At 56.1% G+C, this 23,476-nt stretch carries 25 protein-coding genes; 15 read left to right on the top strand and 10 right to left on the bottom strand.

What is annotated here, in order from left to right; genetic code table 11:
* Window positions 1-117: 117 nt before the first annotated feature.
* Window positions 118-1,383, bottom strand: coding sequence for an ABC transporter substrate-binding protein (locus ACTG34_RS09785; RefSeq protein WP_439104740.1), 1,266 nt, complete (start codon window positions 1,381-1,383; stop codon window positions 118-120).
* Between the two features lie 37 nt (window positions 1,384-1,420).
* Complete coding sequence (locus tag ACTG34_RS09790) at window positions 1,421-2,395, bottom strand: ABC transporter ATP-binding protein (RefSeq protein WP_342843377.1); 975 nt, start codon at window positions 2,393-2,395, stop codon at window positions 1,421-1,423.
* Between the two features lie 252 nt (window positions 2,396-2,647).
* Between ACTG34_RS09790 and ACTG34_RS09795 the strand changes: the two genes are divergently transcribed.
* Entirely contained in the window at window positions 2,648-3,343 is a 696-nt protein-coding gene (locus tag ACTG34_RS09795; RefSeq protein WP_439104741.1) for a GntR family transcriptional regulator, read from the top strand.
* Between the two features lie 227 nt (window positions 3,344-3,570).
* Window positions 3,571-3,999 carry an RbsD/FucU family protein gene (locus ACTG34_RS09800; RefSeq protein ID WP_439104742.1) on the top strand — a complete coding sequence of 143 codons (429 nt, stop codon included), beginning with the start codon at window positions 3,571-3,573 and terminating at the stop codon, window positions 3,997-3,999.
* Between the two features lie 21 nt (window positions 4,000-4,020).
* Here ACTG34_RS09800 and rlmF read toward each other — a convergent pair whose 3' ends face one another.
* From rlmF to ACTG34_RS09825, 5 genes are all read right to left on the bottom strand, one after another.
* Window positions 4,021-4,947 carry a 23S rRNA (adenine(1618)-N(6))-methyltransferase RlmF gene (gene rlmF / locus ACTG34_RS09805; RefSeq protein WP_439104743.1) on the bottom strand — a complete coding sequence of 309 codons (927 nt, stop codon included), beginning with the start codon at window positions 4,945-4,947 and terminating at the stop codon, window positions 4,021-4,023.
* 438 nt (window positions 4,948-5,385) lie between these two features.
* On the bottom strand, window positions 5,386-5,586 hold the full coding sequence (gene rpsU / locus ACTG34_RS09810) for a 30S ribosomal protein S21 (RefSeq protein ID WP_062219144.1): 201 nt from the start codon (window positions 5,584-5,586) through the stop codon (window positions 5,386-5,388).
* Between the two features lie 216 nt (window positions 5,587-5,802).
* Window positions 5,803-6,618: a sugar phosphate isomerase/epimerase family protein gene (locus ACTG34_RS09815; RefSeq protein ID WP_439104744.1), complete on the bottom strand. Its 816-nt coding sequence runs from the start codon at window positions 6,616-6,618 to the stop codon at window positions 5,803-5,805.
* The gene (locus ACTG34_RS09820; protein ID WP_439104745.1) at window positions 6,618-8,303 is read right to left on the bottom strand and encodes an FAD-dependent oxidoreductase; all 1,686 of its coding nucleotides are present in this window, start codon (window positions 8,301-8,303) and stop codon (window positions 6,618-6,620) included. The genes ACTG34_RS09815 and ACTG34_RS09820 overlap by 1 nt, the downstream gene beginning before the upstream one ends.
* Window position 8,304: 1 nt before the next feature.
* On the bottom strand, window positions 8,305-8,988 hold the full coding sequence (locus ACTG34_RS09825; RefSeq protein WP_439104746.1) for a TetR/AcrR family transcriptional regulator: 684 nt from the start codon (window positions 8,986-8,988) through the stop codon (window positions 8,305-8,307).
* Between the two features lie 159 nt (window positions 8,989-9,147).
* Here ACTG34_RS09825 and ACTG34_RS09830 point away from each other — a divergent pair, with 159 nt between their 5' ends.
* The 5 genes from ACTG34_RS09830 (at window position 9,148) to ACTG34_RS09850 (ending at window position 15,096) form a co-directional block, all read left to right on the top strand.
* The gene (locus tag ACTG34_RS09830; RefSeq protein ID WP_439104747.1) at window positions 9,148-10,152 is read left to right on the top strand and encodes a Bug family tripartite tricarboxylate transporter substrate binding protein; all 1,005 of its coding nucleotides are present in this window, start codon (window positions 9,148-9,150) and stop codon (window positions 10,150-10,152) included.
* A gap of 129 nt (window positions 10,153-10,281) precedes the next feature.
* The gene (locus tag ACTG34_RS09835; RefSeq protein WP_439104748.1) at window positions 10,282-10,854 is read left to right on the top strand and encodes a tripartite tricarboxylate transporter TctB family protein; all 573 of its coding nucleotides are present in this window, start codon (window positions 10,282-10,284) and stop codon (window positions 10,852-10,854) included.
* Window positions 10,855-10,856: 2 nt separating this feature from the next.
* Complete coding sequence (locus ACTG34_RS09840) at window positions 10,857-12,365, top strand: tripartite tricarboxylate transporter permease (RefSeq protein ID WP_439104749.1); 1,509 nt, start codon at window positions 10,857-10,859, stop codon at window positions 12,363-12,365.
* Complete coding sequence (locus ACTG34_RS09845) at window positions 12,362-13,213, top strand: shikimate dehydrogenase family protein (protein ID WP_439104750.1); 852 nt, start codon at window positions 12,362-12,364, stop codon at window positions 13,211-13,213. Before ACTG34_RS09840 ends, ACTG34_RS09845 begins: the two co-directional genes overlap by 4 nt.
* Window positions 13,210-15,096, top strand: a complete 1,887-nt coding sequence (locus tag ACTG34_RS09850) for a bifunctional sugar phosphate isomerase/epimerase/4-hydroxyphenylpyruvate dioxygenase family protein (RefSeq protein ID WP_439104751.1) — start codon at window positions 13,210-13,212, stop codon at window positions 15,094-15,096. The genes ACTG34_RS09845 and ACTG34_RS09850 overlap by 4 nt, the downstream gene beginning before the upstream one ends.
* A gap of 3 nt (window positions 15,097-15,099) precedes the next feature.
* Here ACTG34_RS09850 and pcaQ read toward each other — a convergent pair whose 3' ends face one another.
* Window positions 15,100-16,014, bottom strand: coding sequence for a pca operon transcription factor PcaQ (gene pcaQ / locus ACTG34_RS09855; RefSeq protein ID WP_439104752.1), 915 nt, complete (start codon window positions 16,012-16,014; stop codon window positions 15,100-15,102).
* Between the two features lie 95 nt (window positions 16,015-16,109).
* Between pcaQ and pcaC the strand changes: the two genes are divergently transcribed.
* From pcaC to ACTG34_RS09895, 8 genes are read left to right on the top strand one after another with little or no spacing between them, the layout of a single operon-like run.
* Window positions 16,110-16,496 carry a 4-carboxymuconolactone decarboxylase gene (pcaC, locus tag ACTG34_RS09860; protein WP_439104753.1) on the top strand — a complete coding sequence of 129 codons (387 nt, stop codon included), beginning with the start codon at window positions 16,110-16,112 and terminating at the stop codon, window positions 16,494-16,496.
* On the top strand, window positions 16,493-17,215 hold the full coding sequence (gene pcaH / locus ACTG34_RS09865) for a protocatechuate 3,4-dioxygenase subunit beta (RefSeq protein WP_439104754.1): 723 nt from the start codon (window positions 16,493-16,495) through the stop codon (window positions 17,213-17,215). Before pcaC ends, pcaH begins: the two co-directional genes overlap by 4 nt.
* 2 nt (window positions 17,216-17,217) lie before the next feature.
* On the top strand, window positions 17,218-17,817 hold the full coding sequence (gene pcaG, locus ACTG34_RS09870; RefSeq protein WP_439104755.1) for a protocatechuate 3,4-dioxygenase subunit alpha: 600 nt from the start codon (window positions 17,218-17,220) through the stop codon (window positions 17,815-17,817).
* 7 nt (window positions 17,818-17,824) lie between these two features.
* Window positions 17,825-18,661: a 3-keto-5-aminohexanoate cleavage protein gene (locus tag ACTG34_RS09875; protein ID WP_439104756.1), complete on the top strand. Its 837-nt coding sequence runs from the start codon at window positions 17,825-17,827 to the stop codon at window positions 18,659-18,661.
* A complete protein-coding gene (locus tag ACTG34_RS09880; RefSeq protein WP_439104757.1) occupies window positions 18,658-19,362 on the top strand; it encodes a CoA transferase subunit A in 705 nt (234 codons plus the stop codon). The genes ACTG34_RS09875 and ACTG34_RS09880 overlap by 4 nt, the downstream gene beginning before the upstream one ends.
* Window positions 19,362-20,000, top strand: a complete 639-nt coding sequence (locus tag ACTG34_RS09885; protein WP_439104758.1) for a 3-oxoacid CoA-transferase subunit B — start codon at window positions 19,362-19,364, stop codon at window positions 19,998-20,000. The genes ACTG34_RS09880 and ACTG34_RS09885 overlap by 1 nt, the downstream gene beginning before the upstream one ends.
* The gene (gene pcaD / locus ACTG34_RS09890; RefSeq protein WP_439104759.1) at window positions 20,000-20,779 is read left to right on the top strand and encodes a 3-oxoadipate enol-lactonase; all 780 of its coding nucleotides are present in this window, start codon (window positions 20,000-20,002) and stop codon (window positions 20,777-20,779) included. Before ACTG34_RS09885 ends, pcaD begins: the two co-directional genes overlap by 1 nt.
* A complete protein-coding gene (locus ACTG34_RS09895) occupies window positions 20,776-21,846 on the top strand; it encodes a 3-carboxy-cis,cis-muconate cycloisomerase (protein ID WP_439104760.1) in 1,071 nt (356 codons plus the stop codon). Before pcaD ends, ACTG34_RS09895 begins: the two co-directional genes overlap by 4 nt.
* A gap of 293 nt (window positions 21,847-22,139) precedes the next feature.
* Here ACTG34_RS09895 and ACTG34_RS09900 read toward each other — a convergent pair whose 3' ends face one another.
* Together ACTG34_RS09900 and ACTG34_RS09905 are read right to left on the bottom strand one after the other, a co-directional pair.
* Window positions 22,140-22,679, bottom strand: coding sequence for a GNAT family N-acetyltransferase (locus ACTG34_RS09900; RefSeq protein WP_439104761.1), 540 nt, complete (start codon window positions 22,677-22,679; stop codon window positions 22,140-22,142).
* 255 nt (window positions 22,680-22,934) lie between these two features.
* A complete protein-coding gene (locus ACTG34_RS09905) occupies window positions 22,935-23,390 on the bottom strand; it encodes a YbjQ family protein (RefSeq protein ID WP_439104762.1) in 456 nt (151 codons plus the stop codon).
* Window positions 23,391-23,476: the final 86 nt, after the last annotated feature.

Raw genomic sequence — 23,476 nt, forward strand, 5'->3', positions numbered from 1 at the left:
TTGGCCATGCTGCCTCACATCGCGCCGAGCGCGTTTTAGGTATGTATCAGGGGATCGAAAGTCTGTGCGGGCCGCAAAGCCCGCACAGCAGAGGGGCACACCCCCGTTTCGAGACCATCACGCCGCGATGAATTCATTCCATTTGCGGACCATGTACTGGTTTTCGTCCATGACAGAGTTCCAGCATGCGACCGAGCCCATGCGGTCCGTGAACGACCCACCGTCACGCACATCGCCCGCCGTGGCCAACACGTCACCCGTGGGCGATGTGATGTCGCCCGTGGCGGCCTTGCCCTCGAACCAGTAGCCCCATTCATTCTCGGACATGAACTCTTTGGAGGTTTCGGGCACAGCCGAATAATAGCCCTGACGCATCAGGTAGCCGCCGACCCAACCAGACAAATACCAGTTGATGTAGTCATATGCCGCGTCCAGCTCCATTCCCGAAAGGTTCGCAGACAGACCCAAGCCGCCACCCCATGAGCGGTAGCCCTCTTTAAGCGGTTGATACACGCATGGAATGCCGCGTGATTTGACGGCTGTAATCGCGGGTGACCACATGGACTGGATCACCACCTCGCCAGACGCCATCAGGTTGACAGACTCGTCGAACGATTTCCAGAACGCGCGGAACTGGCCGTTTTTCTTGGCTTCGGTGAAGATCGCGAATGTTTTGTTGATCTCCTCTTGGGTCATGTTGCCCTTATCGCCGTATTGGATTTCGCCCATAGCCTCACAGACCATCGCCATATCCATGATGCCGATGGACGAAATATCGAGGATCGACGCCTTGCCCTTGAACTCAGGGTTCAACAGCTCGGTCCAGCTCTCAATCGGGCGGCCGATCAGGTCGGGGCGGATGCCCAGCGTGTCCGCGTTGTAAATCGTCGGGATCAAGGTCATCCAACCTGTTTCGCCCTCGGCGAATGTCGTGCCACCCGGACCATCGGTGAAGCCCACGGTGTGGGGCGCCGTGCCCTGTGCAATCACGCTTTCAGGGGTCAGTTTACCAGACCGGAACGTTCCAACGATCTTGTCGTAGTTGGCGATTCTGGAGGTATCCATCGCCTGAAGGTTGCCCGTGGGCCAGACCTTTTTACAGATCCAGTATTCGATGTCGGCAATGTCGAAACTGTCGGGCTGTGTCGCTGCGCGCTGTGTCACGCTATCGGAATCAAGCGCGGTCATCTCAAGGGTGAACCCAAGGTCTTCTTTCACCTTATTGGCCACATCGTTGAGGTTGGACACGCCCGTGCCAAACTGACGCAATTTAATATCTTTGATTTCTTGCGCCCACACCATGGGCGCAGGCAGGAGGGATGCAGTGGCAGCAGCGGCGCCACCTTTCAAAACAGCACGACGGCTATAACGCATTTTCGACATTGGATCGTCCTTTGTTGGTTGCTTTGAGGGGATTGATTTAGCCTAGGAGGCGGTGCAGCCGCCCCTCGTCCCATGCGAGTTTGACCGCATCGCCGGGGTTTTTTGGTGACTTGAAAAATGTGGCTTCGGGTACGAGGGCAAGCACCTCATCGCCCGATTGCATCCGCGCATTCAGCGCGACATGGCCACCTTGATATTCAACGGTGGTGACGGTGGCAGGCAGTCCTTTGGCCCCCACTTTCACGTCATCCGCCCGCAGCGCGACCTTGCCGCTGTCCAGCGTGATGACATTGTGGCCGCCCATAAAGCGGGCCACAAATTCGGTCTTTGGCGCACTCCACACATCGCGCGCAGGTCCGGCCTGCTCAATCACCGCGTTGTTCATCACCACCAACGTATCGCCAAGTGCGAGTGCCTCGTCCTGACCATGGGTGACGTGGATAAAGGTAATGCCAAGGGCGCGTTGCAGCTTCTTCAACTCGGCGCGCATCCGCACCCGTAAAAACGGATCAAGCGCGGAGAGCGGCTCGTCGAGTAACAAAACCTTTGGCTCGGTGATGAGCGCGCGCGCCAATGCGACCCGTTGTTGTTGTCCCCCCGACAGTTGCGCGGGCAAACGATCGGCCAGCGCAGTCATATCGACGAGCTCCAATAGCGCGTTGGCCTTGGCATGGCGCGCAATCTTGTCCATGCCTTTCATCCGCAGCGAGAAGGCCACATTGTCGCGCACAGTAAGGTGTGGGAAGAGCGCGTAGTTTTGGAACATCATCGCCGTGCCGCGTTTGGCAGGCGGCAGGTGCGACACGTCGAACCCGTCCAGAACCACCGAGCCGTCAGACAGGCTTTCGTGTCCTGCAATCATACGCAGCGTCGACGACTTGCCACAACCGGACGGACCCAAAAGGCACACATAACTGCCTGCTTTGAATTGGTAATTGATACGGTCAACCGCGAGGGTTTCGCCGTATCTCTTGGTCATATTGATCAATTCAAGATCATATCCGGTGCTCATATCCGCTCCATCACGCTCAGCGCTGTGTGTTGTGTTGCTCCTCATCTTCACGCCACGCCGCCCCTCATCGACCAGCATTTGTGATGCATTTAGGTCCCAAAAACGGCCAATGACGCATTTTTGTGCAGCCGCAGCGCGACTGTCCTCATATTTGTGCGCATTATTGTATACAATTTCGTCAACAACGCATCCCGCCCGATCTTGCTTGAACTATGGCGTGCGTGATTCCACTATCGAGACAGAGGATAAAACATGACCGAGACACTCACCGCGCCACCCACCGCAGACCAGTTGTTTGAAAAACTCGAACTGGCCATCCACGAGCACCAACTCGCCCCCGGAACCAAACTTGGTGAGGATGACATCGCAGAGATATACGGGGTCAGTCGCACCACGGTGCGCGCCGCGTTCCAAGCGCTCTCACATCAGCGGCTGATCGAACACAAACGCAATCGCGGGGCTTTTGTCGCACAACCGACCGTCCAAGACGCCCGCGAGGTGTTTGAGGCCCGCGCCTTGTTGGAACCGCGAACGGCCTACTCCGCCGCACTGCGTGCAACCCCCGATGATATCATCAAACTACAGGCGCATATCGACGCCGAACATGCCGCACTTCACGCGGGTCAGCACGGGCACGCCCTATACCTGTCGGGACAATTCCATATCGAGATCGCACGGATCGCCGACCAAGACACGATTGCCGCGTTCATCACTCAATTGATATCGCGCTCATCGCTCATCATCGCACTGTATTGGCAGCGCCGCGCGGCCATGTGCGAAAGCCATGCGCATGACGCTTTGATCGCAGCCCTTGCCAATCACGATGGCGCGCGGGCCGAGGAGTTGATGAAAAACCACCTGCTCGATCTGGTGACATCTCTGGATTTGCGCAACAAAACCTCGGCTCCGCTCTCCCTCAAAGACGCACTCTCGCGCGCACCGCGCTGATATGAGCCCCTTAAACATTTGCCTCCAACGCCACTGAGTTTGTATTGTTCTTGGCGCAAAGGCGCGTTAAATCGGCTTTGCATGTCGCCTGAGCGTTCTCGCTGGGCATTTGCGCCCTGTTTCGCTTCACCTGACTTTGTTTTTCCACCCCGACACCGAGGCATGGCGCGCCCCGCGCTTGCGCCCGTCAACCTCGCCGCAAGACGCCGCACCAAAAGGACACGTATATGCTTATTGGATTGTCACCTCTCTTGGGACCGGACCTTCTGTTTACATTGCGGTCCATGGGACACGGCGACGAGATTGCATTGGTAGATGGGAATTATCCGGCGCAAGCGCACGCCACGCGCCTCATCCGTGCTGACGGCATCGGAGTTCTTGCGCTATTGGAGGCGATTTTGCCCGTGCTGCCGCTCGATTATGAAGGTCCCGCCCCGATTGCGCGCGCAAGCCTGAACAATACGCCCGACCAAACAGGGGACATTCATCATGCGATCGACGCGACATGCGCACGTCTGGTGCCATCCGCCTCGGTTGCGGCCCTGTCGGGCAACGACCTCTACCCCCGTATCCGCGCGGCCCATACCATCGTTGCAACCTCAGAGCCGGCCTTGTTTGCAAACGTGATTTTGCGCAAAGGCGTCATCACGCGCTAAACTAGGTCGCGAACGCGCCTCCTATGTCATCGCTCTACTGGCAAACGCGGCGCGTTGGTTTTTTGTCATGTAGGTCCACGCAATAAAGCGACTGGTTTTTTGCCCCTGCGCCATATCCACGACTCTCACATCAGTAACTCGAGACTGTTCGAGACGTCGGTGGAGCGGCTCAAGGTTGTCTTTCTTTGACACAAGCGATGTAAACCAGAGGCATTGATTTGCGAACTGCGCGCTTTGTCCAATCATCCGCGCGATAAATTTCACCTCGCCCCCCGGGTACCACAGCTCAGCGTTTTGACCGCCAAAATTGAGCTGTTTTGACGGCCCCTTTCCAAGGTTCGACCATTTGCGTCGCGTGCCTTTGCTTGCCTGCTCCATAGAGGCATGAAACGGCGGATTACACATCGTCACATGAAAGGCATCGCGAGGCTCGATGACACCGCGAAAGATATTCTCAGGAACGCTTTGCTTCTTCAGGGTGATGTCCATCGCATTGCGGTCGCAAATCTGCTGTGCCGATTTGATCGCACCCGCGTCAATATCAACACCCGTAAAGTGCCAGCCATATTCGCGTTGTCCTATCAAAGGATACACCAAACTCGCGCCCGTTCCGATGTCTAACACTTTGATCTGCCGCCCACGCGGGATGACATGGTTATGACTTTCGGCGAGCAAGTCCGCGAGATAATGGATGTAGTCGACCCGACCGGGAATGGGCGGACATAGATAGCCGCTCGGGATGTCCCAAAAATCGATGTTGTAATGTGTCTTCAGCAACGCCCGATTGAGCATCCTAACCGCACTCACGTCTTGGAAATCGATCGTCGACTGCCCGCGCGGATTGCGGATCGTAAACGCCTCAAGGTCAGGGGTCTGCGTCACCAAGCGCGCAAAGTCATACCCTGCCATGTGTTGATTGCGCGGATGCAGCTTTGTCTTCATGGCCATGTGGGACGCTTTCATGAAAGGTAGTAGACGCCACGCGCCAGACGGTCGGCTGGTTGTAGTCGCTCACGTACGAAGAGTAAAACCAAGAGCCGCGCACCCGTCATCCGATGCTTCAGCACAGTGTCGTCACAACCCACACTGCGGCACCACAAGCGGCGCTCGTCCGCCTTAATACCGCGACACGTGCGTGGACGACTCGATGACTTGGTGACTCAGTTCGGCGGCGTCAGACTTTTAGCCAAAGCAAACGGCCAGATTCGCGACCTGTTTCACAATAGCCTTTAGACACAAAAATTTCCCCTACACCTCTTCGTTCATGAAGGTGTAGGGGAAATAAAGACTATACAAACCAAATAACACTCACGCATTCGGAGCCGTTCAGCTGGTCTGTTGATTTACGCAAGCTAGCGAAAAGGCTGCTCACGCAAGCGCGGTAGGTTACCCTTCGCGCTCTGCCTTCTTGCGCGCCAGTTTACGCTGACGGCTCACGGCTTCTTTCTTTTCGCGCGCTTTGCGAACGGAAGGCTTTTCAAAGTACTCTTTGAGCCTCATTTCACGAAATACACCTTCGCGCTGCAATTTTTTCTTAAGCGCACGTAGGGCTTGATCGACGTTGTTGTCGCGAACACTGACTTCCATTTAAATTCTGCCATCTTTCCTGAAGTGATTTGCGGAACTGTGCAGGAAAGCCAGGCCGAGATCAAACGAAATCGTACCAATCGGAGCCATTATACCCGCTTAAGCTAAATTTTGTACGGTGCCACCAAGGATAACATCACAAAAACAGCTAGTCGCTGTCGTAGCGAGGCCCCCACAATCAATCGCCACGTGTAAGCCCACCACGACCACGTCAAATCAATTGGACGGTAATTCCCCCAAAAGCACTCGTGTTTCTGCCAGCATTTTTTGAGCGAGGGCAATTTGATTGGTATCTTTTCTGGCACGCGCCATCGGAATTTCTAAAGCGATCTGAATATCTGCGGGTAGCTTTGCGAGCGTAGCAGCAAGCGCAATCTGACCCTGTCCTGGGATAAGCCGTGCTTCGCGCGCCGTGTGCAACAAATCGACTTCGGAATACTGCGGCATAACCATTGCATCGCAAAGATGAATGAACGGTAGACGGTCTGGATCAGCCTTTGCGATGTCGCTCACACAACTGGCAGAGCGATCAAAGTGCAGCGTATCAAGAAGTATACCGATCTGCGGATCATGCGTTCGCGCGACGATATCGAGGGCCGTGTTAAAGTCTGGAACATTCGTCCATGGAAAAAACTCAAGCACGGGTGCCATATTAAAGCGGTTCGCATGTTCGGAAAATTGCGCCAGATTGTCCGCAAGCCTATTGAGGTCGGGATCATAGGGCGCGGTCACAATATACTTTGCGCCAAGTTCAGCGCCTGCAGACAGAAACGCGTCCATTGAAAGGACGTCAAATTCCGGTGTCAAACGCACAAATTCGATGTCATTGACAGTGACCCCAGTGGCGCTCATTGCCGCGCGGGTCTCGCGCATCATGCGCGGGTCATGCATCAACGGATAGCCGGGTGTGGTCGGTGTCACGGCGATCAAGCGAAGCCCGACAGACGCAAAACCTGCATCAGCCGCAAGGTGTATCAGATCGGGCGGCGCCAAATCTATAAATGTTAAATGAGCCAGTGAGATCGGTCGCATCATCCCCCCTTGGCCGCATGGCGACCAGCAATAAATCCAAACGTCATTGCAGGGCCTAGGTTGATCCCACCCGCCGGATAATGCCCGCCCATCACGCTAGCCATGTCGGCCCCGACAACATAGAGGCCGTCAATCACGGTGTTATCGACCCGAAGTGCCTGTGCCTGACCATTGACCTTTATCCCTGCAAATGTGCCAAAGCTGCCCGCGACGACACGCACCGCATAGAACGGTCCTGTTTCAATCGGTGCCACACAGGGGTTTGGGGCATGGCTCGGATCGCCCTGAAGCCGGTTATAGACCGTGCCGCCTCTCCCAAACATGGGATCTTCGCCCTGATGGGCGGCGGCGTTGTACGCGGCAATCGTGGCCGTCAATCCCGCGAGATCAATTCCGCAGGCCCCCGCCAGTTCGCGTAGCGTGCGGCCCGATTTAAGATATCCGGACCGTACATATGGACCGACAGGCAATGGGCTTGGCCGTGAGATGCCCAATCCATAACGCCGCTGGAACGCGTGGGTGCAGATCAACCACGACTGCGGCTCTTCGTCATCGGGTGTCGCGGCGAGCATGGCGGTCACGTAGTCGTGGTAGCCGTCTCCCTCGTTGCAAAAACGCTTTCCGTTTTGCAGCACTCCGATGATCCCCGGCTTTCCCCGCTCGATGATATGCGGGAAAAGCGTGGTGGTCCCATCTGGCTGCGGCACTTCTGACACGGGGCAATAGGCCGATGCCGAGGCCAGCGAGGTGTCGAATACGGCACCGACGGATTCTGCCAAAGCGGCACCGCCGCCGGTGCTGTAAGACGTTGCAAGCGTGCGGGGCGGCGTGCCGCCATGCGAAAGCGGAGCAAGCCGCAAACCATCATGGGGCGCGCCACCTGTTGCAAGAACCACACCGCACCGAGCCGTGATCTTTGTCGTTCCCTGCTTGCCTGCGATGCGCGCGCCAATCACGCGATCACCGTCTTGCACCAACTCCGTAACCGTCATGTCCGTCAACATCTCGACCCCCGCAGCGCGCGCCGATGCGATCAGTCGCGCGATCAAAGCATTGCCGTTTCGCAACTGCATTCCACGACCGTGCCGCGCCAAATCATAGAGGTGGCGTAAAAAACGTTTGGTCGCATAACAAAAAGCGCGCATTGAGCGGGTCATTGTCATGAAAGCGCGCAAATCCTTACCGGCTTGAATGGTCATCCCCATGAATGATGTTTCAGGCAACGGCCTGCGCAACAGCGCGATATCCGAACCCAACGCGCGCCCATCAAAGGCGGCCGCGATTAAGGAACGCCCGCCCTGTCCCGCGCCGGCAAGGTCGCTATAGGTATCTGGAATGTGGCTGCCACTTTCAAACTGAAGAGCTGTTTGCTGCTCATAGAAACCCACCATTTCAGGGGCCGCAGTCAGAAAGGCATCAACGATTGACGCGTCGAAGTTGTTTCCCAACACCTGCTCGAGGTATCGCCGCGGGGCATCCGTTTTCTCAACAATACCGTCGCGCACCGCCAGTGGATTACGCGGCGCCCACATCCACCCCCCAGAACATGCGCTTGTTCCGCCAAGCACCGAAGCCTTTTCAAGGAGAATGACCTTTAATCCACCGTGAGCTGCCGTAACTGCCGCCGAAAAACCTGCAGCGCCGGAACCAATCACCAAAAGGTCGCAGCTTTTTTGTTCACCCATGTCAATTCCAGGCACTTGGATCATGGCCAACAACCACAGCGGATAGAACCATATCAGTCGCCTTCTTTTTCAGAATCAACTGATGGTCCTGCGAGTAAATCGACGTCCCAAAGGATGCCGAAAAAGTGGCTTTGTTGGACACGTTGTAAAAGCTGAACGAACTGACCAACCAGTGAAGCTCAAGCGCATCGGCTCCATCTCGAAACACACCTTGCGCCTTCCCGCGCAGACATACTTCTTCGAGCTTATCGATGATCGAGCGGTTTAGCTTCGGCACGATGTCGGACTTGCGAAGGTAGTCGCCGTTATGGATATTCTCGATCATCACAAGGCGGATAAAGTGCGGTGCGTTCGCATGAGCGTCGAAGGTGGCCTCGACCAAGCGACGCAGTGCCTCCACTGGCTCAAGCCCTGCGACATCCAACAGATCCTCACTGCTGCGCAATGAGCCGTAAACCCCCTCTAACACGGCACAATACAGTCCTTCCTTATCCCCAAAATAGTAATAAATCATCCGTTTGGAGGTCGATGTCTTGCGCGCGATCTCGTTGATGTTTGCACCCGATAGCCCATGCGCTGCAAACTCTTCGGTCGCAATAGCAAGGATATTCTCTTTCACAGCCTGCGGATCTTTCTTCCACGAAGTCTTGCGCTTGTTGACCGGCCCTTCTGTGCCCCCGTCCATCCTGCATGCCTCCTGTGATATTCGATTCTGGTATCGGAATAGCATAAATTTAACCCGCAGGTACATTATATTTGACAAATTAACCCCGAGGTTCATAAATGATATGACCAGCGGCGCGGGGAGCGATTCGTTGGCAAAAACCACCAAGGGAGGACAAGGATGTCTCGGAAATTGATTGGCGCAATTGTTGCGCTTGGCCTGAGCTCAACCGTAGCAAACGCACAAGACTACCCCACAAAAGAAATACAGGGCATCATCCAATGGGGTGCCGGCGGATCGACCGATACCGTAATGCGGTCCGTAACCCCGCATGCCGAAGAAGCGCTCGGCGGAACTGTCGTCATGCAAAACATGACGGGCGCAGTTGGTGCAATTGCACTGAACTACGTCGTCGACGCTCAGGCTGACGGCTACACGCTTCTGATGGGTGCTGAAAACCCGATGCTCTACAAAATCATGGGGCTCGGTGATGAGGACTACTCTGCCTTCACACCAATTAACCTATTGGCCCGCGGCACACCACTACTGGTCGCCAATGTCGACGCACCGTTTGATGATTACGCCGGAATGCTGGCCTATATCGCAGACAACCCAGGTGAGCTGAAGATGGGTGCCACCGGTCCGGGCGGCCTGCCGTCCGTCATCACCGCGATGATGAACACCGTTGAGGGTGAACTTGACGTCATTGCGGTTCCTTACGACGGTGATGGTCCAGCGTTGACAGCTCTCCAAGGTGGCGCGATTGACGTGATGCCCGCCGTTCTAGGTGCAGCCATCGAAGGCGTGCGCGCTGGCAACATGAAGCCGATCCTTATCTTCGATACACAAACCAACGAAACGCTTCCGGATGTGCAGATCGCAACCGATGCAAACGCTAGCTATGCGACGTACCTCCCTTGGGGGCCATTCTTTGGCGTTTTCGTCAAGAACGGAACACCTGACGATGTTGTTTCTGCTCTGACCGCCGCCTATGCAAAAGGTGCGGCGAACGAAGACTTCGTTGCGCTGATGGACGGTCGTGGCTTTACCATGATGAACATCAGCGGCGACGAGGCCACCGACTTCCTCACTAAATGGCAGCAGGGCACCGCTTGGCTGCTTGACGATGCAGGCCTGACCAAAGCGTCCCCCGAAGAGTTCGGCATTGCGCGCCCTGGCGAATAAGCCAACTGTAGACTGAATGGGAGGCCATCTAAGGCCACTCAACCAAGGACGCCGCCCAGCCCATCGCAGGGCGGCGTCTTTTCTATCCCGGAGGAGAGCCGGGAGTTTTCATGCGGGAGGAGGCGGATCATGGATCCCGAATTCAGAGGCGACATAGATCATCACGACGGCACATCGGACGCCACTCCAGGCGGCTATACGCAAAAGCGAAGACCGGGCGAGCTTGGCTTTGCAATTTTTCTGGCCTTGGCGAGCCTTGGATTGCTTTACAGCGCCTACGGCATCTCGGGTTTCGACGCACTTTCCTCTCCGGGATCGGTGCCGATGGCAACAACTCTCGTAATGGTGGTCTCTGCGCTGGTCGTCGCAGTACGGACGGCCAAACTGCCCAAAGTCTCAGGCGAAACCCTATCGAAAGACATCTTGCCGGTGATGGTCATGATCTTCGTGGGCTTTCTCATCGCCTTCGGCGCGCTGCTAAAACCCTTAGGCTTCCTACCCACCGCAGCTCTTTTTCTGGTTGCGTCCTTTAAACTTCTGTCCCGCAAAGGCTGGGGCTATTCGGTGACAGTTGCGTTTGCATCCTTGCTGATCATCTGGCTGGTATTCCGCATCGCGTTCACCGTGCTTTTGCCGGCCGGCATCGTGCCTGAGGCAGAATTTATACAGATTTTCCGCAACCTACTTTCGGGGACGGACTGAACATGGACACTATACTTGCAATTCTGACGGTCTTCACCCAGCCGCAGCTGCTAATGCTGGTCGGCGTCGGCACGTTCGCGGGCATCTACATTGGCGCGATCCCCGGGCTTTCGGTGACTATGGCCGTGTCGATCCTAATTTCCTTTACGTTCTCATGGGACGTTTTGCCGGCGATCTCGCTCATGGTGGGCATCTACATGGGCGGCGTCTATGGCGGATCGCGCACGGCCATTTTGTTGAATATTCCGGGCGCGCCATCGGCCATCGCAACCGCAATGGATGGCTATCCAATGGCGAAAAAGGGGGAGGCAGGACAGGCCATCGGCGTCACCACCGTCATGTCGTTCTTCGGCGGCTTGATCGGCATTCTGGTTCTGGCACTCGCAGCTCCATTCGTGTCCGCATTCGCTCTGACATTCCAGCCCCGCGACTACATGCTGCTCGCTGTGCTCGGCATCCTGCTTGTCGGGTCGCTATCGAGTGGATCGCTCGTCAAAGGTATATTTGCTGGCGCTTTAGGCATCGCCATCGGCGCGGTCGGTCGTGACCCGCTGACCTTCGCGGAGCGCTTTACCTTCGACTTCAAGATCATGGAGGGTGGAATTTCCTTTATTGCGGTGATGATCGGGATGTTTGGCGTATCTGAAGCCCTCCAACAGCTCCAGAACGTCAATATGAAATCAGTCCGCCAAAAGATCGATCGCATTGTGCCTTCGTTCGGGACGGTCAAGAAATATCTGCCCCTGTCCCTGCAAACATCCTCTATCGGCGTGATCATCGGCGCATTGCCCGGAACCGGCGGCGATATCGCGGCCCTTATGGCTTATGACCACGCCAAGCGTGTCACCAAAAATCCGGATGTTCCTTTTGGCGAAGGCGCAATGGAGGGCCTTGTCGCCCCTGAAACCGCCAACAATGCCGCCGTGGGCGGGGCGTTCATCCCGATGATGACCCTTGGCATTCCAGGCGATGCTGTGACAGCTATCATGATCGGGGCTCTCTTTATCCACGGTCTCAACCCCGGCCCAATGTTGATGATCGATCAACCCGACATGTTCTGGTTTATCGTTGGCGCTCTGCTCAGCGCCAATGTCTTCATGTTGATCTTTGGTCTTACCGGCATCAAGATTTTCACCAAGATCGTGGAAATGCCCCGCTCGATCATCATTCCGCTCATCTTGCTGCTCTCCATCGTGGGGGCCTATGCGGTGAACAATTCGATTACCGATGTCTACTGGATGCTCGGCTTTGGTGTCTTTGGGTATTTCATGCGCCACTATGGCTACCCTCTTGGTCCCGTCATTCTGGGTGTGATCCTGTCACGTCTGCTTGACGACAACTGGCGCCGCGCGATTATTTCGGAACGCGAAGACCTCGGGCGCTTCTTCGAGGGGATCTTCACCAGCCCTCTGTCTCTCGTTCTGTTCATTTCGGTCATTTTGATCTTCGTCAGCCAGACACCGATTTGGCGCGTCTTAAAGAACCGCGTTTTTAGAAAGGCAACCTCATGACATCCGCAGCATCGAAAACCGTCAAATTGGGCTTGATCGGCGATAACATCGCGCGATCAAAGTCTCCGCGGCTGCACCGCACTGCGGGGAACCTGACGGGGCTAAACGTAACCTACGACCATCTCATCCCAAAAGACATGGGGCTTTCGTTTGACGAGGTATTCGAGCGGGCCCGCACTTTGGGCTTTCGCGGCATCAACGTCACCTACCCTTATAAAGAAGTCGTGGCCTCGAAAGTGACGGTGGCCGATCCGTTGGTGCGCGCAATCGGTGCCGTTAACACCGTTGTCTTCGATGACGATGGACCAAAGGGGTTCAACACGGATTATAGCGGGTTCATGCATGCATACCGCTCAATACGCGGCACCGAGCCGCCGGGCGTTGTGTGTTTGATCGGAACCGGCGGCGTTGGAAAAGCCGTAGCTTTTGGACTAATTGGGTTGGGAGCCAAGGTGATCCGATGTGTTGATCTGGATCCAGCAAAAGCGGAAAACTTGGCACAAGCCTTGGACGCCCTTGGATCACAAACGGTGGTCGAGATATCACACGACGCTGTTGGCGCCGCGAGCGGGGCGACGGGACTTATCAACTGCACGCCTCTGGGTATGGTCGGAATTGGCGGCACCCCCCTGCCCGCCGATGCAATGCAGGGCGCCGCGTGGGGTTTTGACGCGGTCTATACCCCTGTTGATACGCAATTTTTACAAGATGCGGCGCGTGCAGGATTAAACGTTATTTCCGGCTATGAGTTATTTTTCGGCCAAGGCGTCGATGCGTGGGATATCTTCACCGGTGTAGACATTGATCACGCAGCGCTACGTGCCGCTATTCAAGGCGACGACATATGAAAACCTCCATTGCAACAGTATCCATTTCGGGCACTCTTCTCGAAAAGCTCAAAGCGATCGCAGCTGCGGGCTTTGACGGTATCGAGATATTTGAGCAAGACTTCATCGCGCATGACGCAAGCCCGCGTGAGGTTGGCGATCTGATCCGCTCAATGGGCCTAGAGATCACGCTTTTCCAACCGTTTCGAGACTTTGAAGGATTGCCTGACCCCCTACGGGCCAAAGCCTTTGATCGTGCAGAACACAAGTTCGATTTGATGCAGGAGCTCGGTACGGATCTGGTCCTCGTTTGTTCAAGCTGTCATCCGGCCGCGCTCGGCGGGATAGACCGCGCGGCTGCCGATTTCGCCGAACTGGGCGAGCGCGCAGCCAAGCGCGGCTTGCGTATCGGATACGAAGCACTCGCATGGAGCAAACATGTCAACGACCACCGCGATGCTTGGGAGATCGTTCGCCGTGCCGACCACGCAAACGTCGGGCTGATACTTGACAGCTTCCACACACTAGCGCGCAAGATTGACCCCGAAACAATCCGGCGCATCCCCGCAGACAAGATCTTTTTTGTCCAGTTGGCCGATGCGCCCTTAATTGACATGGACCTGTTGTACTGGTCGCGCCACTTTCGCAACATGCCAGGCGAAGGCGACCTTGCGGTGACCGATTTCATGTCGGCAGTGATGGCCACCGGATACACGGGGCCCGTCTCTCTAGAAATCTTCAATGATCAGTTTCGCGGCGGGCAGCCCATGACAATCGCTAAGGGTGGTCATCGGTCGCTTGTGGCCCTGATGGATGATGTCCGGCGCGCCGCCCCCACAGCGGCAAAGATCGCTCCTGAGATGCCCGCGCGCGCCGACGTCAACGGCGTCTCATTCATAGAATTCGCAACCCGCGGTGATGAGGCGAACGCGCTCGAGGCGATGCTCAAGACGCTCGGCTTTACACATTCCGGTGCCCATATCGCCAAGAAACTGGCGCTATGGACACAAGGCGACATCCGCGTTGTCGTGAACCGTGAAACCACGGGGTATGCCGGTAGTGCCTACACGATGCATGGTACGACCGTCTGCGACATTGGCCTTGCGGTCAGCAACGCCAGTGAGACTGTAGATCGGGCACAGCATCTTGGGGCTGACCCGTTCAAGCAGCCGATTGGCCCAGGCGAGATAGATATTCCTGCGATCCGCGGCCTAAGTGGCAGCGTGTTGCACTTCGTTGATGAAACTTCGGGGCTGAAAAACGTCTGGGATGTCGAATTCACACAGAATTCAGATGATACCCCAGATGCAGGTCTAAAACGGGTCGATCACTTGGCTCAAACCATGAGCTATGACCAAATGCTAAATTGGTCGCTGTTCTATACGACCTTGTTCAAAATGCATAAATCACCGATGGTAGACGTGGTTGATCCAGACGGCCTTGTACGCAGCCAAGCGCTCGAAACACCAGATGGCGCGTTCCGCATTACCTTGAACGGTGCTGAAACGCACCGCACGATGGCGGGTGGCTTTCTTGCAGACAGTTTCGGAGCATCCGTCCAGCACATTGCTCTGGCCAGCGACGATATCTTTGCCACCAGCGCCGCCATGGCCGAAATGGGTTTCAAACCCTTGCCAATGTCGGAGAACTACTATGCAGATCTTGCAGCCCGTTTTGATCTGGACCCCGATAAACTGGCCCGACTGAAGGCAGGCAATATTCTCTATGATGAGGACGCGAACGGTTCGTTCTACCAGTTCTACTCTAGACCCTATGCAGGTGGGATGTTCTTTGAAATCGTGCAGCGACGCGGTGACTATTCTGGCTACGGTGCCCCAAATGCACCGTTCCGGATCGCTGCACAAAAACGCCTCATGCGCCAGAAAGGGATGCCGCGCAAATAGTCGCTACGCCATATTATTGGCGCACAACCTGAGACACTCTGACAGCACGCTTCGCTCCACACTCAACGGCGCGGAGCGTGACACGCTGATCCCCACCGGCCCTGATAGAAGTGGGGATGACAAATCAACAGCAACGATGGTTCCGAGCCGCAGTTCTTCAGCAACGACACCGCGGGAAATAAACCATAGCATATCCGACGACTGAACGATTTTTCGCCCGACTGGCAAGGCAACGGTTTCAATATCTCCACGCATTTCTGGCAGACCAATGCTCGACAGGTATCGATCTACCGTACCCGAAATCACGGCGCCCTTTGGCGGTAGTATCAAAGGAAATTGTTTAACACCGTCTTCCGGCACCGTGCTCTCTAGGATCGGGTGATCGGGGCGACAAACCAGCACCACATCTTCAATGTAGAGCTGTTGGAACGTGACGCCCGAAGCCGTATCCCCCTCTGGCATGCGCCCCACAACAAGATCGAGCGCGCCCTCTCGCAGCTGATTAAAGAGCAACCAATTTGGACCGGTGAGAATATGCAAGCGGACATTTGGCGCCTCTTGGCGAAATCGCAAAGCGGCGCGCGGCAAAAGATCGGTCGAGGCCGTGGGCAAGGCACCGATCGACAGGCGGATCGACGCACCACCGTTTTTGGCCAGTCGATTGTGCCCACGCATAAGCTCGGTCATCGACGCTGCGGCGTGGCTTTGGAAAATACGCCCCGTTTCGTTCAATCGCAGCCCACGCCCGACTCGGTCGAACAGCTGAGCACCCAGCATGTTCTCCAACTCTTTAAGGCTGCGCGAGACAGCCGGCTGCGTGACATGAAGCCGGTCCGCAGCAATGGACACGCTTTCAACGCGCGCGATTTCAAGAAAGCACCGAAGGTGCCGAAGGCTTAGCTGAGCATCCCAATCCATAACCTTTAAGTTATCAGTTGTCGCGTAAAGATCAATATTCAGAATTAATGTTGTAGGGTATATATCGTTGCAACACCAAACATCAGGAGCTCGCCATGGTAGACGACCGCGTAGATAAAGGTATGAGAACCCGCCGCTCTGTTCTGGGCGATGCGCACGTGGACAAGGCAGAAGCCGCCAAAACCGAGTTCGACAGCGCGTTCCAGACTTTGATCACTGAAGGCGCGTGGGGCACCGTCTGGGCCTCGGACGCGATTTCAAAACGCGAACGCTCGATGATCACGCTTGCATTGTTGGCAGCGACAAAGAACTTTGACGAAATTCCGATGCACATCCGCGCAACCGTAAGAACGGGCGCCACCAAACAGGATGTCATCGAAGCCTTTCAGCACGTTGCGATCTACGCAGGCGTTCCCGCAGCAAACCACGCGATCAAGCTGGCGAAACAAACCTATGCCGAGATGGAGGAGCAAGACCAATGACACGCGGAGAACTCATTCAACGGGATCGCGAATGGCATCCCCCAGCCTATACCAAAGACTACAAGACCAGCATCGCGCGTTCGCCGCGCAACGCACTGCTGTCACTTGAGAATTCACAAAGCGAATTGACCGGTCCAACCTTTGGTCACGCTGATTTTGACCCGCTGGATAACGATTTGATCCGCAACTACGCGAAATCCGGCGACCCCATCGGCGAGAGGATCATTGTTCACGGGCGCGTCCTCGATGAATTGGGGCGCCCCGTTCCGAACACCCTTGTCGAAATCTGGCAGGCCAATGCAGGAGGCCGCTACCGGCACAAGAAGGATAGCTATCTCGCCCCGATTGATCCGAATTTCGGTGGGTGCGGGCGCACCCTGACCGACGATCAAGGGTACTATGTCTTCCGCACAATAAAACCCGGCGCCTATCCGTGGCGCAACTGGGTCAACAACTGGCGGCCCGCGCATATTCACGTGTCCGTCTTTGGCACGGCATTCGCGCAGCGCCTGATCACCCAGATGTATTTTGAAGGCGATCCGTTGATTGCCAAATGTCCGATCGTCAAATCCATACCGGATCAACGCGCCATTGATCAGCTCGTTGCCGCACTCGATCTGAACGCCACGGTGCCGCTCGACGCCATCGCCTACAAGTTCGACATCGTGCTGCGTGGACACCGCTCGACCTTCTTTGAAAACCGGCCGGAGGGGAACTGAATATGGTACAAAAACTGAACTATCTCAAAGAATCCGCGTCTCAAACAGCTGGTCCTTATGTGCATATCGGCCTCGCACCGGGTGCTGCGGGCTTTGATATCTATCGCACCGAGCTTGGCCACGACATCATCGGGCCAAACGCAAAAGGTGACCGGATCACCATTGTCGGAATGGTCACCGATGGAACAGGCGCCCCGGTCAAGGACGTGCTGATCGAAGTGTGGCAGGCCAACGCAGACGGGACATATCCAGGCCAGGGTGATGTCGAGGACGGCTTTCGCGGCTGGGGCCGTGTGATCCCCGACTTCGATACGGGAGAGTTCTCCTTTGAAACAGTGAAACCAGGTGTTGTGATGGGGCGCAATGGCCGTCCCATGGCCCCGCATCTTAACTTGTGGCTGGTCGCGCGCGGGATCAACATCGGGCTCAATACCCGACTGTATTTCGGGGATGAGGTTCAAGCAAACGCCGCAGACCCCGTCCTGAACCTGATCGAGCACACCCACAGACGCAACACCCTGATCGCCAAGGCTGACGGATCCACCTACCAATTCGATATTTGTCTTCAGGGCGATGACGAAACCGTCTTCTTTGATATTTGAGGCTGACATGAAAAACCCTTGTATTATCTGCGTTGCCATCACGGGGTCCTTGCCCACCAAGGATAACAACCCTGCCGTCCCGATCACGATATCGGAACAAATCGAAAGCACCCAAGAGGCGTTCGAAGCGGGCGCAAGCATCGCCCATTGCCATGTACGCGATGACCATGGCGCGGCAACCTCGGATCCCGACAGGTTTGCCCTATTGAAAGAAGGGTTGGAGAAACACTGCCCAGGCATGATCGTACAGCTTTCGACGGGCGGGCGTTCCGGCGCAGGCCGTGATCGCGGGGGCATGTTGCCCTTGCGGCCAGACATGGCGTCACTTTCGGTCGGGTCGAATAATTTCCCAACACGTGTTTATGAAAACAGCCCCGATCTTGTCGACTGGCTGGCATCCGAGATGATCGCACATGATGTAAAGCCAGAGATTGAAGCTTTCGATCTGGGTCACATCGTGCAGGCAACGCGCATGGCGGCCGATGGGCGGCTTAAAGGCCCGCTCTATGTGCAGTTCGTGATGGGCGTAAAAAACTCCATGCCAGCGGATGAGCCGATCTTCGACTTCTATATCGAAACCCTGAAACGCCTTGCCCCTGATGCACAGTGGTGCGCCGCCGGCGTTGGTCCCGCGCAATTGACAATCAACGAATGGTCAATTGCCAAGGGCGGACACACGCGCACGGGCCTTGAGGACAACGTGAGACTGGATCGCGATACACTCGCGCCCTCCAATGCCGCACTTGTGCGCCGCGCCGTGGATTTGTGCGACAAATATGAACGCCCTGTTGCCACATCTGCGCAGGCACGCGACATCCTTGGGCTACGAAAGGTGACCGTATGAACAAGATTTACCCTAACGCATCAGCGGCATTGGACGGTGTGCTGCATGACGGCATGCTGATCGCCGCAGGTGGCTTTGGCCTGTGCGGCATTCCGGAACTTTTACTCGCCGCCATTCGCGATGCCGGCACCAAGGATCTGACATTCGCCTCAAACAATGCGGGTGTCGACGACTTTGGCATTGGCATCTTGTTGCAGACCCGCCAAGTTCGAAAGATGATCTCGTCCTACGTTGGCGAAAATGCCGAATTTATGCGGCAGTACCTAGCGGGTGAGTTGGAACTGGAGTTCAATCCTCAAGGCACGCTTGCCGAACGCATGCGGGCGGGCGGATGTGGTATTCCTGGCTTTTACACCAAAACCGGCGTCGGCACCGTCATTGCGGAGGGCAAAGACGTGAAAACTTGGGATGGTCAGGACTACATCCTTGAGCAAGGCATCTTTGCGGACCTCTCAATCATCAAAGCTTGGAAAGCGGACGACACAGGTAACCTAATTTTCCGCAAGACAGCGCGAAACTTCAATCCGCCCGCTGGGATGTGCGGCAAAATCTGTGTGGTCGAGGTCGAAGAAATCGTACCGCGCGGGACTCTCGACCCCGACAGCATCCATCTGCCGGGCATCTACGTCCACCGCATCGTACAAGGCGATCACGAGAAACGGATCGAACAGCGCACCGTTCGCCAAAAGGAAACAGCATAATGGCCAGCGACATCAAAGGATGGGACCGCAACCAAATGGCAGCTCGCGCGGCGCAGGAGCTCAGCGATGGCATGTATGTGAACCTCGGAATTGGCATTCCGACATTGGTGGCCAATTATGTAGGCGACAAGGACATAACGCTACAATCCGAGAACGGCATGTTGGGTATGGGGCCTTTCCCCTTTGAGGGCGACGAAGACCCCGATCTCATAAATGCGGGCAAGCAAACCATAACCGAGCTAAGCCGCACCAGCTATTTCGACAGTGCCACATCATTCGGAATGATCCGCGGCGGAAAGATTGCAGCGGCGGTTCTAGGCGCCATGGAGGTTAGCGAAAAAGGTGATTTGGCGAATTGGATGATCCCGGGCAAGCTCGTCAAGGGGATGGGCGGAGCCATGGATCTGGTGGCTGGCGTTGGTCGGGTCATTGTGGTCATGGACCACACAAACAAACACGGCGACAGCAAGGTTCTCAAGGACTGCACGCTGCCGCTGACAGGAAAGGCGGTTGTTGATTTGATCATCACCAATCTTGGCGTTCTCGAGGTCGGCTCAAAAGGTCTACGCATCGTGCAATGCGCCGATGGCGTGACCCCACACGACATACGCGCCGCAACAGAAGCGAAAATCCTCTAATGTCTTTTGCGCGGATCAACAACGTCACATTGCACTATCGTTATGTCTCTGGCGATGGACCACCGATAGTCTTTCTCAACTCGCTTGGGACCGATTTTCGCATCTGGGACGAGGTAATCGCGCAACTTGACGAAACTGTGCCCAGCCTGTGCATAGACAAGCGCGGCCATGGATTAAGCGACGACGCGCCGATCACTATGGAGCTGTTAGTTGACGACGTGACCGCACTTATGGATCGGCTCGACCTCTCCTCATCCATCATTTGTGGTGTGTCGGTGGGCGGGATGATCGCGCAGGGCCTTACAATCAGGCGCCCTGATCTGGTGTCGGGGCTTATCTTGTGCTGCACAGGCGCACAGATTGGCGACACCGATGGCTGGAATGCACGGATCAGTACAGTTGAAACTGATGGTATTGATGCGATGTCAGACGCCATTCTTGAACGATGGTTTGCGCCAACGTTCCGATCCGCTCGGCCCGATGAGCTGGCCGGTTATGCCAATATGCTGACCCGTACCTCTGGAAAGGGTTACACTGGGGTGTGCGGAGCCATCCGTGACACAGACTTTACGAAGGAGTGCGAACACATCGCCATACCGACACTGTGCATCGCGGGCGCCGATGATCTTGCAACGCCCCCGAGTGTTGTGAAAGCGTTGTCGAACCTCATTCCAAACGCAACGTTTGAAATCTTGCCAGAGTGCGGGCACCTGCCCTGTATCGAGGCTCCCGCCTCAATCGCGAACACGATCCGTCAAATGCAGGCGCGCCTAGGATGAGCGATGTTTTCGATCACCCTTGGCTTGGAGGTCTGTTCAGTGACACCGAGACGGCTGCGATTTGGTCACCCGATCGCCAAATAGCGCAGATGTTGGCGTTCGAAGCCGCATTTTCGCGCGCCCTCGGTTCGGTGGGAGAAATCCCAGCAGAAGCGAGCGAAAGCGTTGCGCAAAAAATCGAGACTTTTGAGCCGGACATGGATGCCCTGCGCATGGGAACCGCACGTGACGGGGTCGTTGTCCCCGATCTCGTTCGTCAGCTTAGGGACGCCATAGGAGGTGACCCAAAGGCAATCCACAGCGGAGCCACCAGTCAAGATGTCATCGACACGGCACTCGCCCTGACCCTGAAAGACGTCAATGCGCTTCTGACCAACCGCATCACGTCCCTTCTCAATGCACTAAAAAACCTACAGGTACGCTTTGGAAATGCTCCCTTAATGGGCCGGACAAGGATGCAGGCGGCCATGTCGATCACCGCCAAGGATAGGGTGATGACGTGGTCGGATCCACTGGAGCAACATTGCGAGCGGCTGAATCGCCTGTCACCCACCGTTCAGCGTCTTCAGCTTGGCGGCGCAGTTGGTGATCGCGCAGCCCTTGCACCGCATGGTGACGCGATTGCAAAAGATATGGCCGAAAGGCTGAGCCTTGGAAACCCATCCAAAGCTTGGCATAGCACGCGCGACGCGATCGCAGACTACGCCAATCTTTTGTCTTTGATCAGCGGAACACTTGGCAAGATGGGACAGGACATTTGCCTGATGGCGCAACAGGGGATCGACGAAATCGCCATGCAAGGCGGGGGGGGATCGTCAGCAATGCCTCACAAACAAAACCCGGTTCTGGCCGAGCTGCTGGTGACACTCGCTCGCTTCAACGCGACACAGCTAGCCGGCATGCATCAGTCGCTTGTTCACGAACAAGAGCGCTCTGGGGCGGCGTGGGCACTAGAATGGATGATCCTTCCACAAATGACGCAGGCCACAGCACGCAGCCTGTCCGCCGCAATTGAAATATGTAGGTCCATCTCTCGCATCGGTAACCAAGACCGCACATTTCGATGACCTGATCTCGCTTGGTGAGGTTTGTGCGCGTCATGAGGGGCGTAATATCGCATCGACTCTCAAAAATGGATCGAACATGCACCGGAACCGCGAGACCGGCGAGAGAGTGCGCCAATGCAGCTGACGGCGCGAAGGCAGATGACGGCCCGTGCCCGGTGCGCGTCGCGGTCAGGGCTTCAATGTCGATCTGGCGAGCGAAGACCGGCCCCCAGCCCAGCCCCTCCAAGACGGTGGGCGTGCGCTGTGTCGGCTTCGCGCCAAGCAAGAAGGCCGAGTAATCGCGGACCATCACGCTACCACAACGCGGGATCGTTAAACGCGTCCACACAGCGGACCGGACCGCTCACGGGCGTCAACGGTGCCTCCGTCAGGGATTGGGCAATCCAGCCTTCGGGATGCTGCAATGCGTGCGGTGCCGGCAGGTCGGCCTCGGAGACGGGTGCGAACCCGACGCGGCCGTAGAAAGCCGGATCGCCATAGGTGACAGCGATGTCCACGCCCTCCTGCCTAAGCACGTCGAGGCCGTGGGTAATCAACTGCTGCCCGATACCCTTGCCCTGATGCTCGGTGGCCACCGCCACGGGTGCCATCATGAAGACCGTGCGCGCGTCGCCTTCGTAAGCCAGACGCGAGAACAGGGTGCAGCCGGTAAGCGCGCCGTCTTCCCATGCGGTGAACACACGAATGTCCTCGGCAGGGGTCTGAGCGATCAGGCGACGCACGAGATCGCCGATCAGCGCGCCTTCTTGCGCACCCTCCGACGCCGTGAAGGTCGCCCCGAAGAGGTCCACGATCCTCTCGGCGTGGGTCTCGTAGTCCGTTGAAAAATCCATCGTAATATCTCCATTGGCAGGGGTAGCCCCGCCGTGTTGTATAAGAATCCAGATCGCGCTGACTTTTCAGGTCTTCTCCAGCACAAACATTGAGGTGCCCAACCACCATTAGTTTCAATAAGAACGATGGCTTCCGCACCGCAAATGAACGGCCTAACGCCATCCATCAATGCTTCATCTGCTGTGGCTTCAAGGGACGCAAAGCCAAAGGTTGTGAATGCGAGTGTGGATACTTTGAGCCACTTAAACACCATCTTATTCCTCAATCACAACAGCAGTTCCACTTGCTACCAGCATCACCATAGACCCTGCTGACGACAACTCCACATAATCTAGATCTACCCCCACCACAGCGTTAGCACCCACCTCATACGCCTCTCGTTTAAGCTCGTAGAGGGCAGTCCTGCGGCTATCGCGCATAGTCTTCTGCACAGCCTCTGAGCGGCCACCAACGATGTCTCTGACGCCAGCAAACAAGTCTTTGAAGATGTTCATGCCAAAAGCACATTCAGCCGTAATAATCTCAATGCGCTTGGTGATGTTGAGGTTAGGTACTGTTTCTGTGGTGAGTAAGATGGCTTCTATTTCGGCAAGTTGCACAAAGGCGCCTCCCCCAAAGGCCTTCCCATCACTGTCACACTTCTTGCAAAAACCAAGCCTTCCACGGTTAAGTAAGCCCAAGTCTATCCCACAACTTTGACATTTCGCCATCCAAGGTCTCCCTAAATATTCGACCTGAGCCTAACGCCACATGCCCTAATGGCAAGTTGAAACCTAATCTGGTCGGCGGATCGTTA

Origin of the sequence: Celeribacter marinus (assembly GCF_965656515.1) — a bacterium.
In the GTDB taxonomy this organism is placed as follows: Bacteria; Pseudomonadota; Alphaproteobacteria; order Rhodobacterales; family Rhodobacteraceae; genus Celeribacter; species Celeribacter marinus_D.

What these genes read in the sequence shown, in the direction of transcription:
- ACTG34_RS09815 (WP_439104744.1), bottom strand. Translation starts at nt 6,618, where the DNA reads ATGCGACCGATCTCACTGGCTCATTTAACATTTATAGATTTGGCGCCG.
- rpsU (WP_062219144.1), bottom strand. Translation starts at nt 5,586, where the DNA reads ATGGAAGTCAGTGTTCGCGACAACAACGTCGATCAAGCCCTACGTGCG.
- ACTG34_RS09795 (WP_439104741.1), top strand. Translation starts at nt 2,648, where the DNA reads ATGACCGAGACACTCACCGCGCCACCCACCGCAGACCAGTTGTTTGAA.
- ACTG34_RS09790 (WP_342843377.1), bottom strand. Translation starts at nt 2,395, where the DNA reads ATGAGCACCGGATATGATCTTGAATTGATCAATATGACCAAGAGATAC.
- ACTG34_RS09900 (WP_439104761.1), bottom strand. Translation starts at nt 22,679, where the DNA reads ATGGATTTTTCAACGGACTACGAGACCCACGCCGAGAGGATCGTGGAC.
- ACTG34_RS09845 (WP_439104750.1), top strand. Translation starts at nt 12,362, where the DNA reads ATGACATCCGCAGCATCGAAAACCGTCAAATTGGGCTTGATCGGCGAT.
- ACTG34_RS09800 (WP_439104742.1), top strand. Translation starts at nt 3,571, where the DNA reads ATGCTTATTGGATTGTCACCTCTCTTGGGACCGGACCTTCTGTTTACA.
- rlmF (WP_439104743.1), bottom strand. Translation starts at nt 4,947, where the DNA reads ATGGCCATGAAGACAAAGCTGCATCCGCGCAATCAACACATGGCAGGG.
- ACTG34_RS09875 (WP_439104756.1), top strand. Translation starts at nt 17,825, where the DNA reads ATGAAAAACCCTTGTATTATCTGCGTTGCCATCACGGGGTCCTTGCCC.
- ACTG34_RS09885 (WP_439104758.1), top strand. Translation starts at nt 19,362, where the DNA reads ATGGCCAGCGACATCAAAGGATGGGACCGCAACCAAATGGCAGCTCGC.
- pcaG (WP_439104755.1), top strand. Translation starts at nt 17,218, where the DNA reads ATGGTACAAAAACTGAACTATCTCAAAGAATCCGCGTCTCAAACAGCT.
- ACTG34_RS09825 (WP_439104746.1), bottom strand. Translation starts at nt 8,988, where the DNA reads ATGGACGGGGGCACAGAAGGGCCGGTCAACAAGCGCAAGACTTCGTGG.
- ACTG34_RS09880 (WP_439104757.1), top strand. Translation starts at nt 18,658, where the DNA reads ATGAACAAGATTTACCCTAACGCATCAGCGGCATTGGACGGTGTGCTG.
- ACTG34_RS09835 (WP_439104748.1), top strand. Translation starts at nt 10,282, where the DNA reads ATGGATCCCGAATTCAGAGGCGACATAGATCATCACGACGGCACATCG.
- pcaC (WP_439104753.1), top strand. Translation starts at nt 16,110, where the DNA reads ATGGTAGACGACCGCGTAGATAAAGGTATGAGAACCCGCCGCTCTGTT.
- pcaQ (WP_439104752.1), bottom strand. Translation starts at nt 16,014, where the DNA reads ATGGATTGGGATGCTCAGCTAAGCCTTCGGCACCTTCGGTGCTTTCTT.
- ACTG34_RS09830 (WP_439104747.1), top strand. Translation starts at nt 9,148, where the DNA reads ATGTCTCGGAAATTGATTGGCGCAATTGTTGCGCTTGGCCTGAGCTCA.
- ACTG34_RS09895 (WP_439104760.1), top strand. Translation starts at nt 20,776, where the DNA reads ATGAGCGATGTTTTCGATCACCCTTGGCTTGGAGGTCTGTTCAGTGAC.
- ACTG34_RS09905 (WP_439104762.1), bottom strand. Translation starts at nt 23,390, where the DNA reads ATGGCGAAATGTCAAAGTTGTGGGATAGACTTGGGCTTACTTAACCGT.
- ACTG34_RS09840 (WP_439104749.1), top strand. Translation starts at nt 10,857, where the DNA reads ATGGACACTATACTTGCAATTCTGACGGTCTTCACCCAGCCGCAGCTG.
- ACTG34_RS09785 (WP_439104740.1), bottom strand. Translation starts at nt 1,383, where the DNA reads ATGTCGAAAATGCGTTATAGCCGTCGTGCTGTTTTGAAAGGTGGCGCC.
- ACTG34_RS09850 (WP_439104751.1), top strand. Translation starts at nt 13,210, where the DNA reads ATGAAAACCTCCATTGCAACAGTATCCATTTCGGGCACTCTTCTCGAA.
- pcaD (WP_439104759.1), top strand. Translation starts at nt 20,000, where the DNA reads ATGTCTTTTGCGCGGATCAACAACGTCACATTGCACTATCGTTATGTC.
- pcaH (WP_439104754.1), top strand. Translation starts at nt 16,493, where the DNA reads ATGACACGCGGAGAACTCATTCAACGGGATCGCGAATGGCATCCCCCA.
- ACTG34_RS09820 (WP_439104745.1), bottom strand. Translation starts at nt 8,303, where the DNA reads ATGGGTGAACAAAAAAGCTGCGACCTTTTGGTGATTGGTTCCGGCGCT.